Source organism: Candidatus Zixiibacteriota bacterium (assembly GCA_029860345.1).
GTDB lineage: Bacteria > Zixibacteria > MSB-5A5 > GN15 > FEB-12 > JAJRTA01.
The window spans coordinates 114,622-127,316 of the sequence record JAOUBJ010000012.1; the positions used below are offsets into that span (position 1 = coordinate 114,622).

Annotated in this window: 9 protein-coding genes, 2 tRNA genes and 1 other RNA gene; 9 read left to right on the plus strand and 3 right to left on the minus strand. The window is 54.2% G+C overall.

The features are described from left to right. Nucleotides 1-23: 23 nt before the first annotated feature. Both OEV49_12700 and OEV49_12705 read right to left on the minus strand, forming a co-directional pair. Nucleotides 24-899: a DMT family transporter gene (locus tag OEV49_12700; GenBank protein MDH3891935.1), complete on the minus strand. Its 876-nt coding sequence runs from the start codon at nt 897-899 to the stop codon at nt 24-26. 80 nt (nt 900-979) lie between these two features. Then, entirely contained in the window at nt 980-1,135 is a 156-nt protein-coding gene (locus tag OEV49_12705; protein ID MDH3891936.1) for a hypothetical protein, read from the minus strand. 264 nt (nt 1,136-1,399) lie between these two features. Here OEV49_12705 and OEV49_12710 point away from each other — a divergent pair, with 264 nt between their 5' ends. The 4 genes from OEV49_12710 to rpsA all read left to right on the plus strand — a co-directional run bounded on the left by OEV49_12710 (nt 1,400) and on the right by rpsA (nt 7,353). Further along, the gene (locus OEV49_12710; protein ID MDH3891937.1) at nt 1,400-3,592 is read left to right on the plus strand and encodes a DUF2723 domain-containing protein; all 2,193 of its coding nucleotides are present in this window, start codon (nt 1,400-1,402) and stop codon (nt 3,590-3,592) included. Nucleotides 3,593-3,660: 68 nt separating this feature from the next. Next, a complete protein-coding gene (gene cmk, locus OEV49_12715) occupies nt 3,661-4,362 on the plus strand; it encodes a (d)CMP kinase (protein ID MDH3891938.1) in 702 nt (233 codons plus the stop codon). Between the two features lie 2 nt (nt 4,363-4,364). Continuing rightward, nucleotides 4,365-5,009 (plus strand): 1-acyl-sn-glycerol-3-phosphate acyltransferase, encoded by a 645-nt coding sequence (locus OEV49_12720; protein ID MDH3891939.1) that lies wholly within the window; start codon nt 4,365-4,367, stop codon nt 5,007-5,009. Between the two features lie 154 nt (nt 5,010-5,163). Continuing rightward, the gene (gene rpsA / locus OEV49_12725) at nt 5,164-7,353 is read left to right on the plus strand and encodes a 30S ribosomal protein S1 (protein MDH3891940.1); all 2,190 of its coding nucleotides are present in this window, start codon (nt 5,164-5,166) and stop codon (nt 7,351-7,353) included. A gap of 676 nt (nt 7,354-8,029) precedes the next feature. On the opposite strand, the gene OEV49_12730 is transcribed toward rpsA, so the two are convergent. Continuing rightward, on the minus strand, nt 8,030-9,223 hold the full coding sequence (locus OEV49_12730) for a hypothetical protein (protein ID MDH3891941.1): 1,194 nt from the start codon (nt 9,221-9,223) through the stop codon (nt 8,030-8,032). Nucleotides 9,224-9,673: 450 nt separating this feature from the next. Here OEV49_12730 and OEV49_12735 point away from each other — a divergent pair. The 5 genes from OEV49_12735 to rnpB all read left to right on the plus strand — a co-directional run bounded on the left by OEV49_12735 (nt 9,674) and on the right by rnpB (nt 12,689). Next, nucleotides 9,674-9,747 (plus strand) — tRNA-Ile (locus OEV49_12735). Nucleotides 9,748-9,770: 23 nt separating this feature from the next. After that, nucleotides 9,771-9,844: transfer RNA gene (locus OEV49_12740), tRNA-Val, on the plus strand. A gap of 155 nt (nt 9,845-9,999) precedes the next feature. Continuing rightward, nucleotides 10,000-10,749 (plus strand): C4-type zinc ribbon domain-containing protein, encoded by a 750-nt coding sequence (locus OEV49_12745; GenBank protein MDH3891942.1) that lies wholly within the window; start codon nt 10,000-10,002, stop codon nt 10,747-10,749. A 45-nt stretch (nt 10,750-10,794) separates the two neighbouring features. Further along, nucleotides 10,795-12,261: an IMP dehydrogenase gene (gene guaB, locus OEV49_12750; GenBank protein MDH3891943.1), complete on the plus strand. Its 1,467-nt coding sequence runs from the start codon at nt 10,795-10,797 to the stop codon at nt 12,259-12,261. A 58-nt stretch (nt 12,262-12,319) separates the two neighbouring features. Then, an RNA gene (gene rnpB / locus OEV49_12755) (RNase P RNA component class A) lies at nt 12,320-12,689 on the plus strand. Nucleotides 12,690-12,695 lie beyond the last annotated feature (6 nt).

Sequence of the window (12,695 nt, forward strand, 5' to 3'; positions counted from 1 at the left end):
CTCTCGCTAGCCCTTACCCCCCCTCACACATCATGCTCGGTTAACTTCACCTTACCCTTGCGTTCGGAGACGTAGACGCCGAAGGTGATCAAAGCAGCGCCAAGCAAAATCCAGACAGTAATAGACTCATTGATCAACAACCATGCAGCAACCATCGTGAACAATGGTTCGATGTACAAGTACGCGCCAACATCAGCCGCCGTGTAACGCGCCAACCCCTCCGCCCACAACCAAAACGAAACAGCTAAACATAACACACCAAGAAAAACCAGGCTAACGCTTGTTATCGGTTGCATCTCAAGGAAAACGTCGAACCCGCTGGTGGCCAGAGTGTATGGAATGAACACCGCCCCTGCCACAAGTGTCATCCAAAAAGTGGCCACCAAAGGATGGACCTTTTTGGTAATGTCGCGCGTGGCCACCGTGTAGAATCCCCAGGTCACGCACGAACCGAGCACGATTACATCACCGCGCGAGTTGATCCAGGCTAAGTTTCCCCAGCTTCCGTTGGCGGTCAACACGACAACGCCAAGGGTAGCTAAGATGAACCCTGTCCAATGGTGTTTGCTGAACGGTTCTTTCAGATAGAACCAGGCCAGCGCAGCCACGAATATCGGCGCCGTTGTCAGAATCCAGGCAGTGTTGGAGGCAGCTGTCTCTTTCATGCCGGTAGCCATCACCCAGAAATGCAGAAAAACCAAAAACGACGCTGCGAAAAGGCCCCACTTTTTCTCCACCGGCCAGATCCTGAGACCCTTGGCCTTTATGATGATAAACAAAGTCGGGGCAGCCAGAAGGAAGCGCGCTGAGATCATCTCCACCGGTTCGAGTTCACGCAGCACCACTTTGATGGCGATATACGAGATACCCCAGAAGAACACCGGCAATAGCAGAAACAACGACGACAGTCTCATCCGACAATAAACAGAAGCATTTGATCCAAGGCAAGGTTGAGGTTTTGTGGCCTGCCTGTGTCAGGTCACAACCTCGCCTTTGGCGCAGCCCAGACCTGACACAACGTGAAAGTGCCGTTGGGCGCCCCGGCCCGCCCGAAGTTTATGCTTCGACTCCGCTCAGCACGAGGTTGGGCCAGCATCATTTGCGTTGTGATGGTCGAGTCTTCAGACTCGGCCATAATCCCACCGAGTCTGAAGACTCGGCGGGCACAACGCAAGAGAAGACTGGATTCCGGCCTTCGCCGGAATGACAAAAGGTGCAGGCCGGCCAAGGCGACAAGTCGCTTCTTGGCGCTACGCACCTTATGACCTCACCCTGAGCGGAGTCGAAGGGTGGCGGTTTGCCTGTCGAAACTCCCAACTTGACAACAGTCGCGAAGTCCACGATCATCACACTTAGAAACCATCCCAGTCCGGAATCTGACAGAATGCAAGGAGAGCGGATGCATTCCATAAAGCACCCATCGCTTAGTTTCTATCTCGGTTTGATCGTAGTGGTACTGGGCTTCATCAGTTTGCGCATGCCGCCGGTGGATTCGTTCTGGAGCATGACATTGGCGCCGCTGCTCCTGGTGCTGGGATATCTGGTGCTACTGCCGCTCGGCTTGTGGCCGCGCTGCTCGGAACCGAACCACGAATCAACCGCAGGCGAGGATGTCTCGACCAGCCGTTTTGCCGGTTTGGGCGTGTTTGCTTTAGCGCTCATTACTTACTGCCTGACCCTTTGGCCGGGTCCGCGTTGGTGGGATAGTGCTGGGTACATTGCATCAAGTATCACGATGGGGGTCGATAGTGCGCCCGGATCGCTGCTGCTGCAACTCATAGGTCGCTTGTTCTCTGTCCTCACGTTTATAACGTCCCCGGCGGTACGACTCAATGTCATGATAGCGCTGGCCACGGCCGCGGCGGTGACGGTTGTCTACTTTACGATCGTGCGCATGTTGCGCGCAGTATCGGTCAAGGAAGCACCTGATCAAACTGCGATTGTTGCCGGCTCACTCTTGGCCTCTTTGACGTTGGCTTTTGCTGTCAGTGTCTGGTCCCATGCGATTTTCACCAACCCTTATGGGCTGAGTCTGTTGTGCGCCGCTGTCTTGTTCTATCTCGCGGTGCGTTGGTGGGAAGACCCCGATGCCGAGAGCGCCGGTAATCTCCTGCTATTGGCGGTTTTTGTTTTGGGGCTGGATGTTAGCGTTCATCGCAGTAACATCCTGTTCATCCCAGGCTTCCTGGTCGTCGTGCTTCTCCGTCGACCGCGCCTGCTTACTTCGGGAAGGTTATGGCTGGGTGGAGTCTTGCTCTTCATGCTGGGGCTGTCGTTACAATCGTTCAACATGTTTCGCGCCCAGCTTGACCCCTGGATAAACATGTCCGACCCCGACACGCTGGCTGGTCTTTGGGACTATTTGGCCCTCAAGCAGTCCGGGGTGGCCGCGTTCGGAACTGACCTGTTGCAGCGCAATGGTCCGGTGTGGTCCACGCAGATCAAACATGAATACCTGAGATACCTCGGATGGAACTTCGTCGGCTTCGATCACGCCACGCTCGGTGTCAAATGGAATGGAATGTATGGCCTACCTCTGGTTGTCGGGCTGGTTGGTATGGTCTGCCATTTTTTCAGAGATTACCGACAGGCGCTGAGAGTCCTGGCCATGTTTCTCAGTGTCAGTGTGGTTGCGATCATTTACCTGAACGTGCCCGAAAATTACTTCCGCAAAATGGACCGGCACTTCATGGCTTCGTACATGATCTTCACTGTCTGGATCGGATACGGTTGTTACACCGTCATAAGATACCTGCCTCGTCTGTTTGGCGAACGTGCTTTGGTTGTCTGGCTGGTCTCATTGCTACTCGTAATCGCTCTGCCGCTGAACGCCCTTTTTGCCAACTGGAAGATCAACGACCAGAGCGGCAACTACACGCCGCTTGAATTCGGCCGCAACCTTCTGAAAACATGTGAGCCGGGTGCTATCCTGATAACCGGCGGCGACTCAGACACCTTCCCATTGTGGTATTTGCAATTGGTTGAAGGGTATCGCACCGATGTTACCTGCTTGAACTATTCGCTCATGAACACCGAGTGGCATCTCAGGACCCGTCTCAAGTTTGAACCGGACATACCCTGGTCGCTTACCGAAGAGAGTCTGCTCGACCTGAATGTTCGAGCCGTCGACAGCCACACCGTGACAATCTACACGACCGGGCGCGACAGTCTGCCGGTGGAGTTCATAGTGGCGCCGACCTTCAACGATCAGTTCTTGCTGGTAGCCGATCAGGTTTTTCTGGACATCATCCAGACCAATCGCTGGCGTCGTCCGGTGTATATTTCGGTCGGTATGACCGGCCGCATTCCGCTGGGATTGGATCAGTTTCTCAGGCTTGATGGTTTCGCCTATCGGCTGGTGCCGGACTCTGCCAAGCGCACCAACTATACCGCTCTAAAGCATAATGTGTTCGAAGAGTTCTCATATCGCGGGCTTGGCGGCGAGGCTCTGTTGGATCAAGTCTCTCAGGACATGACCAACAGCTATCGCCCGGCTCTTCTCACCTTGAACCGATACCTGGTAGAGCAGGGTGACAGCGCCTCAGTCAAAAAGCTGGACGCCCTGATGCACAGCCTGTGGCCGGGGGAGTGAGGGTAATGCTTCGTTAAACGGCGACTTTTCCATTGCGCTCAGGCAGCCCATCCCCTACCATGCCCACCATGAGTGAGTCTGTCCTGCATCTCGCCCGGCTGAAAGGGAAAATCATCGCGATCGACGGCCCCGCCGGATCGGGCAAATCGACAACATCGCGGATGCTGGCCGCGCGGCTGGGGTACACCTATCTTGATACCGGCGCTATGTACCGTGCCATCACCTGGTTTGCCCTCAAGGCAAAAATTGAACTGTCGGACGCTGACAAACTCGGTGAGGTGGCTCAGAAGATGCCGCTTGAGTTTAAGACCGAGGACGAAGTCAACCGTGTGCTCGTGGGTGAACACGATGTGACCAGTGAGATTCGATCGGTCGAAGTCACCAAACATGTCTCCGAAGTATCCGCGCACAAAACAGTGCGTGAGGCGATGGTTGCACGTCAACGGCAGATGGCCAGGAATGGCTCCATCGTAGCCGAGGGCCGCGACACCACCACCGTGGTGTTCCCCCGGGCCGATATAAAAATCTATCTCGATGCCGACACCCGCACCCGTGCCCGACGGCGGCTGCTGGACCTCTCGCACATGGGTGTCAGTACCACGGTCGAGGAACAAGAAGCGGATATCATTCGGCGCGATAAGTATGACTCCGGGCGCGCTCACTCGCCCTTGACCAAAGCCAAAGATGCCTACACGGTCGACACCTCGAATCTAACAATCGAAGGCCAGGTCGATCAGATTATTGCGCTCATCCGCTCGGTTATCAAATAGGTATGAAGATTCTGTACTATACGGGGCGTTCGCTGACTCGGATTATCTTCGGTCTTTTCCTCCGGGCCAAAGTACGTGGCCAGGAGAACCTGCCGCCTGAGGGTGGCTTCATTTTGGCCAGCAATCACCTGTCCTATTGGGACCCGCCGCTGGTCGGCAGTTGGGTGCCCCGGCAGGTCTACTTCATGGCCAAGCAGGAGCTGTTTAAGAACCCGCTGTTCGGCGGCATTATAAAACGAACCAACGCCCTGCCGCTCAGGCGCGGAACCATCGACCGCGTGGCGCTGGATTTGTGTGTCGAGACTCTCAAGGCCGGCAACGTATTGACTGTTTTCCCGGAAGGGACACGGGCCAAAGAGGGCCACTTTCTGACACCCAAACCGGGTGTCGGCATGGTCGCAGTGCGGGCCAAGTGCCCGATAGTGCCTGCTCTGATCCAGGGCTCCAACCGTCTGAAGGCCTGTCTGCTGGGCACAAGCAGACTTAGCATTACTTACGGGCGACCGCTTGAGGCCGACTGGGTGGAGTCGTTCGACGCCACTAAGGAGAGCTATACCCAGATCGCGGAAGCGGTAATGGAGCGGATCGGATCGCTTAGAAACGAGGCTCATACTGTTAACAATGCCGCCGGGTCGTCCGATTATTAAAGGGGTCGCAAATATCTCAGAAATGCCTTGATATTTTCGGATTTCGGGTTAGCTTAAGCGGCTGCCGCGAAATTAACGCGGCGTCCTGACGGTTTTCCCTCAAGGGAAAAAATCAAAACCGTTGGGGCCAATGTAAGGAGGTTCTTAACCGTAAATGGCCGAAGCCAAAAATTCCGCAACCACAAAACCGCCCGCCAGTGTCTCCAAGCGCAAATTCGGCGCTGCCAAAAAGACTAAAAAGGTCAAGACCAAGCTCACCAAGGCCGCCACTGCTACAGTGGAAAAGGTCGAGGTAAAGCAAAAGGAAAAGACCGAACGGGTAATGACCGCTCGCCACCAGCGTATGGTGGAAAAAGCCAAAGTCCGCTCGTCGATGCCGGCGCCGGAAGCTATCCCCGAGGTAGCGGCCGTCAAAATCACCGACGTATCCGGAGTCGTCTACGACATAGCCGACTACCAGTCTATGGTGGACATGTACGACTCGACCATCCGGTCCATCCGCGAAGGAGAAGTCGTATCCGGAACCGTCATGGGTGTAACCCGCGATGATGTCATCGTCGATGTCGGTTTCAAAAGCGAGGGAATCATCCCTATCGATGAATTCCCGGCCCCGCTCAACATCAAAGTGGGCGATGAAATCGAAGTCTTCCTGGAGCAGATCGAAGACTCCTTCGGGCAACTCATTCTGTCCAAGCAGAAGGCCGACTTCATGCGCATCTGGGACAAGATTCGAGAAGTCCACGATGCCGGTGAACAGATCGAAGGCCGGGTCATGCGCCGCATCAAGGGTGGCCTCGTTGTTGACATCATGGGTGTCGATGCATTCCTTCCCGGCTCGCAGGTGGCGCTCAGACAAGTGCCTGATTTCGACGCTCTGATCAACCAGATGATGAGCGTGAAGATCATCAAGATCAACAAGACCAGACGCAACATCGTAATATCTCGCCGGGTCGTGCTGGAAGAGCAGCGCGAGTCCATGCGTTCGTCGCTCTTAAGCGAGATTGCGGTGGGCCAGATTCGTCAGGGCGTGGTCAAAAATATTACCGACTTCGGTGTTTTCATCGACCTCGGTGGTGTCGACGGATTGTTGCACATCACCGATATGTCGTGGGGACGGATTCGTCATCCTTCCGAGATGGTCAATCTGAGCGCCAAGATCGATGTCAAGATTCTCGACTTCGACGAGAAGACGTCGCGCATCTCGCTCGGACTGAAACAGATGACACCTTATCCGTGGGAAAATATCGAGCAAAAATACCCGCTGGGCAAGAAGGTCACCGGACGGGTTGTGTCTATAACAGATTTCGGCGCCTTTGTCGAACTGGAGAAAGGTGTCGAGGGGTTGATTCATATCTCCGAGATGTCCTGGACACAGCATATCAAGCATCCCTCCAAGATTCTCAACGTCAACGACCAGGTCGAGGCGGTGATTCTCTCGGTGGATAAAGAGAACGAGAAACTCTCGCTCGGCATCAAGCAGATGGAGCCGGACCCCTGGGGAACGATCGAAGAGAAATTCCCGGTCAACAAGGTTGTCTCCGGTAAGGTGCGCAACTTGACGGCCTTTGGTGCCTTCGTCGAACTCGAAGAAGGGATCGACGGCCTGGTGCATATCTCTGACATGTCCTGGACCAAACGGATTCAGCATCCTTCTGAGATCATGAAAAAGAGCGATCAGGTGGAAATCAAGATCCTCAAGATCGATCACGATAACCGCCGGATTTCTCTTGGCTTCAAGCAACTGACCGAAGACCCATGGCCGGAGATTTCCCGCAAGTATGCCGTTGGCACCGATTGTCTCGGTAATATCGCCAAAGTGCTCGACCGCGGTATCGTGGTTGATCTCGATGGTGATCTTGAGGGATTCGTCCCGATGGCACAACTGGGTCATCGCGATCTCGACCAGGCCGATACCGGGTTCACCGAAGGGGAGTCTATTCCCCTGCAAGTGATTGAACTCGACAAGAACCAGCGCAAAGTGGTGCTGTCGGTTGTTGCTTACTACAAAAAGCGTGAGCAGTCGGAGTACGATGAGTTTCTGGCCAAGCACCAGCCCAAAGGAACAGCCATGGGTGATGCTATGCCGGACGAGTTGAAGGCGACGGTTCCCGAACCGGCAGCCGAGACAACCCCGGCCGAAACAGAAACGGTGGACCCGACGGCCGATACCGCTCCTGAGACTGAAGCTGCCAAAGCTCCGGCTGAAGCAGAGGCTGCTGTCGAAGAAGCGCCTGCCGTTGAAGCTGCGACTGAAGAGGCTGCTGCCGAAACAACGGACGCACCCTCGGACGCCGCTGCTGCCTCTACTGATGACACATCGGAGGAGGATACTCCAAAAGAGTAGCAGCCCTTAGATTATAACATAAAAGCCATTTATGGCCGCCGGTGGTTGTTTATTCAGCCACCGGTTTTTTTGTTTGGTGCGGTTAGGCGACTCGCCTGACCGCCGATGGGGCGCACGGCAGGTGTCGGGCGGGGTCGCCCAACACCACTCGCAAATGAGTTTGCTGCGCTCCCTACGTCGGGTGGCACCCTCAAAGCCGCTTTGGGGGTGACAGGCAAACCTGTTTCTCGCGTTTCGCGGCCATAAATGGCCTTTTGCGCTTCGCGGTGATAAACCACCCATAAATGGGCTCTTGGCGCTTCGCGCGTCACTTCTGTCACCCCGAGCGGAGTCGAGGGGCCAACCTCATGCTGAGCACTGACTGTCATTCCGGGCTTTGACCCGGCATCCATCTTCTGTCACCCCGAGCGGAGTCGAGGGGCCTGCACACGCCGGTGAAATGGGTTTGTTTTACGAAAAAAAGTCTTTGGCGACCCCCCCCCTCTGAGCAAATGGGTTCGTTTGGTGTATTTTCTATTCACACCTAATAGAATCGATGGTGATTGCGAAGCCTGTTTGATCTTGGTCTGCGTCAATCTGTGTTCATGGGATAGGTCCTTATTCTAACGGATGTGCAGCCGCGTTTTGTGTGGAGTGGGTAGAGTTACCGTTGGAGCGGCTGCCGTGCTGTCCACTACTACATATCGCCCAAATTGAACTCACTGATCGATGCTGTGCCCGCTTCGCTGTCTATTGTAAGCCTGTTGATGCGTTCCGGCGATTGGGGATTGATCCAGATGAAACCCTCCAGAGCCAGTCCACTGGCAACGGCTTCGGCTGTGTCGAACCTGTAAAGGAACGTCCTGGGTTGAAGACCGTTGGACCCCCAACTGGCAAAAGATGCAGCGAAGATATGCTCAGAAACAAACGTGCCTCCAACAGGAGGAATATAACCGGCTTCCATCGGAATCGTGAAGTCGTCTACTGTTTTGACGTACCTCTCCCCATCTTTTGCAAGCACATCAATAGTCTGCGTTCGCAGGGGGTTATGGTGAATGAGCAGATAGTCTCCGTTCGGCGAGAGGAAGATGGCCGGTGAAATAGGAATATCGTCAAACGTGTCCAGGGGAACAAGAGCTACCGACTCATTGTAGAGATCGCAAACCACGATGTGCTTGGCCGTGAGGTAGGCGTAGTGCGTCCCATCCGAACTGAGTGACCTTTTCATACTGGCGCCGGCGGGGCGCACACCGTTGACTGCGATATCGCTGATTATGCTCATGTCGGGTACGGAAATCAATTGCACTCTATCGTAATGCTCCAGCACCAACAATGAGTCGTTCACAGCCGTCATCTCCCACGAGTCGGTTGTGATCGAGAACTCTGCCAGCATGTTGCCTTGCGAATCGTAGATTGTTGGCTTTCCAGGACTCGACTCCATTAGGGTATTATCATTCTCAGTGAAGTAGTACTGCCCTGACGGGAATGCCCGCAACAAAGCCCGACACCACATATCAAGTAGTTGTTGCCCCGAATAATCGTATGCCGCATACATCTCAGAACCCTTGCGATCGGTGCGACCGAGAATGAAAAAGCCGTCGTAGTCACGCATCTGCACCATGAAAAACCCGCCAGGATCCAAGTGCTCGGAGAACACGACATTCCCCTGGAGATCAAACAACTGGAAGCTATGCTTGTTGTCGGAAACTACACCCATATACTCTTCGGTGGCATCGAAATGAGAAGGCTCATCAAGACGTGGGATACGAAAGGCATTGGGCTGATCCGAATCCCCGGTATCGAGCGATTTATCTCCACATGCAGGCAACGAAACCAGCATATAAAGAACCAGCACGGGGATAGCAGTTTTTGACAATAGCGTGTTTTTCATTAAAATCACCTCTGGTCAGCAGCCGAAAACGAGAACTAATCCACCCGCTAGTTACTCTTTGACTGCATTCTTCCACTGTAGAATAGGCCGATTAGTCTATTCTGTCAAGGCCTAATCCACCCAGGCAATAACAACTCTGTGCGTCTCTTCTGTCCCCCCGAGTGGAGTCGAGGGGCAACCTCAGCCTAAGCGATGCCGAAGGGTGAACTAGAATGAAGTTGTCGAAACCTGCCTGCGGCAGCCCTGCGGGCCAGGGGTTTCGACTTGCTTCTGATAGTGGCGGGTTCACGCCGCGGCGCGCAGGCGAAGACGGACCCGCCCTACCGGTACTCTTCGGGCCACCCGACAACCCAGGCGAAAGCCAGGAACCTTTTCGGGTCGACGAGGTTTTGATTAAATCGCTTGACGGTCTTATAGTTTTTGCTTAAACTATAAGACTCGGCCAAATTTGGGCCCTTAGCTCAGTTGGTTAGAGCAGCTGACTCATAATCAGCGGGTCGCAGGTTCGAGTCCTGCAGGGCCCATGAAGGAAGGAAAGAAGGTTGTCGGGCAATTAGCTCAGTTGGTTAGAGCGTTCGGTTCACATCCGAGAGGTCACTGGTTCGAATCCAGTATTGCCCAGTTTGCAAGATGACGATCAACAAACCTGACAAACACCACAGCGTCGACCGTGGTCGAGCCTGTCGAATGACGGGCGACAACACAGGACGACATAAAGATAAGAGAACGCATTCTCCTGCCAGATCAGGGGGATGCGTTTTTCATTTGAGGTGCCGATGAATAAGCCGCTGGTGGCAGAAGGAGGTGTGATGCCGAACGATCTCGAACTGCTGTTGAAACTACAGATTATCGACTATGATCTTGGTGAGTTGGAACGGTCCAAAGAATATCTTCCCGATATGATGGATAATCTGCGCAACGAGATCGAGGAAGCCAAAAGCAAACTGGAAACCTGTACCACCGAATTCGAGTCCAAGAAGGTTTCAGTCAAAACCCTCGAATTGGAAATCGCATCCAAAGAAGCTGAGCTGCAAAAGTATCAACAGCAGATGATGTCAATCAAGACCAACAAGGAGTATGACGCGCTTGTGGCTCAGATTGATGCTATCAAGCAGGATATATCCAAACAAGAAACCGAGTTTCTGGGCACCGAAGAACGTATCGCCGAACTGGAAAAAGAAATCGCCGAGTATAACGAAAAATCGGAGTCGGCCCAGGACACAAACTCCAAACAGCTGTCTATTCTCCAGAACAAAATCGACTCTATCGGTGACACTATGGCCGCCAAAGAAAACGAGCGCGACCGGATATCTAAAGAGATTCCCCGGCCTACCCGCTCCATCTATGAACGGGTCCGCAAGGGCAAGGGTGGAACGGCGGTGGTGATGGTCAAAAAGCGTGCCTGCGGTTCCTGCCACAAAGCGCTGACGCCTAGAAAAGTCCAGGAGATAAAGAAAGGTGATCGCATTCACACCTGTGAAAACTGTGGTCGACTCCTGTTCTGGGATGGTGAGGAGTCCAATTAGGTCGGGATACCTATCCCACCCACGGCATGTCAGGGAAGACTTTTTATGGCCAAGGTTCTAGAGCAAGTCGCCCTCACTTTTGACGATGTACTTCTTGTGCCGGCGCACTCGGTGGTGTTGCCGCGTGATGTCGATGTTACAACCACAATCGCTCCCGGCATCAAAATGAATATCCCTCTCTTGTCGGCGGCTATGGATACCGTTACCGAGTCCAGGCTGGCTATTGCGCTGGCCCGTCAGGGTGGAATCGGCATCATCCACAAAAACCTCGACCCCGAGGCGCAGGCCGGCGAGGTTGACAAAGTTAAAAAATCTGAATCGGGTATGATTGTCGATCCGATCACGCTCCCCCCCAACAGGACTATAGGCGATGCCCTGGAAGTGATGAAGCGATTCTCTATTTCAGGAATCCCGATTACCGAGAGTGGTCGGTTGGTCGGTATCCTTACCAACCGTGACCTGCGTTTCCACCGCGATCCCTCGGTCCCCATCTCCGAGGTTATGACCAGCAAGGATCTGGTGACGGTCAAACAGGGGACCGACCTCGATAAAGCCAAGGACCTGTTGCACCAGCATCGTATTGAGAAGCTTTTGATTGTCGATGAAAACCAGAACCTCACCGGGATGATCACCGTCAAGGACATCGTCAAGAAGATACAATACCCCTTGGCCTGCAAAGATGAGCAGGGTCGTCTTCGTGTGGGCGCGGCTGTGGGAGTGGGTCAGGACCTTGTGGCCAGAGCGCCGGTATTGGTTGCAGCCGGGGTGGATCTGTTAGTAATCGACTCTTCACACGGCCACAGTGAGGGCGTAATAAAGTCAGTCACGGCCCTAAAAAAAGCGCATCCGGAGGTACCGGTGATGGCCGGTAATGTTGCTACCGGTGACGGCGCCAAAGCTCTGATCGAGGCCGGTGCTGATTGTATAAAAATAGGTATCGGCCCCGGCTCTATATGCACCACGAGAATTGTGACCGGCGCCGGTGTGCCGCAGGTCACGGCGATTGTAAATGCGGTGGAAGCTGCCCAAAAAACCGGAACTCCGGTTGTGGCCGACGGTGGCGTTCGATATTCCGGCGATGTTGCCAAGGCGCTGGCCTGTGGCGCCCAGGCGGTTATGATTGGATCGTTATTCGCAGGCACCGAAGAATCTCCCGGCGAAACCGTGCTCTTTGAGGGTCGTTCCTTCAAGGTGTACCGAGGAATGGGCTCCCTGGGCTCGATGAGAGAAGGCAGCAAGGACCGCTATTTTCAGGAATTTGAGGAGGATGCCGGCAAGCTCGTTCCGGAGGGAATCGAAGGCCGAGTGCCGTATAAAGGAGAGTTGGCCGAGTCGGTGCATCAACTGGTGGGTGGACTCAGGGCCGGTATGGGGATTTGCGGCGCCGCCAACCTGGAGAGTTTTGCACAAGAGTCGACCATGGTCCGTATTACATCAGCCGGTGTGACGGAGTCTCATCCGCATTCGGTGCCTATCACCAAAGAGGCGCCCAATTACAGACGTATGTTTTGAGTGGGGGGAGGATTGAAATGGATGTTAGTGTGTTTTGGTTTATAGATGAAGGCTTGTTAAAGTAGGAGAAACAGTCGCGCTTTAGATGAAAATTTAGAGTGAGGAAAGTCCGAGCTCCACAGAATCAGGGCGCCCGGTAACACCGGGGCGGAGTGATCCGATGGAAAGTGCCGCAGAAACTATACCGCCCGTCTTTGGCGGGTAAGGGTGAAAACGTGGTGTAAGAGACCACGGCTGTCGGCAGTAATGCAGGCAGTGGGTAAACCCCGCCCGGAGCAAGGCCAAATAGGGGAACAGGGGTCGATTCGCCCCGCTATGATTCCCGGGTGGGCCGCAAAGAATGATCGGGCAACCGATCATCAAGATAAATGACTGTTGGTCTCGCCTATGGCGGGATTACAGAACTCGGCTTACCTCCTGCTGACAAGCCTCCA

What these genes read in the sequence shown, in the direction of transcription:
- OEV49_12705 (MDH3891936.1), bottom strand. Translation starts at nt 1,135, where the DNA reads ATGGCCGAGTCTGAAGACTCGACCATCACAACGCAAATGATGCTGGCC.
- OEV49_12710 (MDH3891937.1), top strand. Translation starts at nt 1,400, where the DNA reads ATGCATTCCATAAAGCACCCATCGCTTAGTTTCTATCTCGGTTTGATC.
- guaB (MDH3891943.1), top strand. Translation starts at nt 10,795, where the DNA reads ATGGCCAAGGTTCTAGAGCAAGTCGCCCTCACTTTTGACGATGTACTT.
- OEV49_12720 (MDH3891939.1), top strand. Translation starts at nt 4,365, where the DNA reads ATGAAGATTCTGTACTATACGGGGCGTTCGCTGACTCGGATTATCTTC.
- cmk (MDH3891938.1), top strand. Translation starts at nt 3,661, where the DNA reads ATGAGTGAGTCTGTCCTGCATCTCGCCCGGCTGAAAGGGAAAATCATC.
- OEV49_12730 (MDH3891941.1), bottom strand. Translation starts at nt 9,223, where the DNA reads ATGAAAAACACGCTATTGTCAAAAACTGCTATCCCCGTGCTGGTTCTT.
- rpsA (MDH3891940.1), top strand. Translation starts at nt 5,164, where the DNA reads ATGGCCGAAGCCAAAAATTCCGCAACCACAAAACCGCCCGCCAGTGTC.
- OEV49_12745 (MDH3891942.1), top strand. Translation starts at nt 10,000, where the DNA reads ATGAATAAGCCGCTGGTGGCAGAAGGAGGTGTGATGCCGAACGATCTC.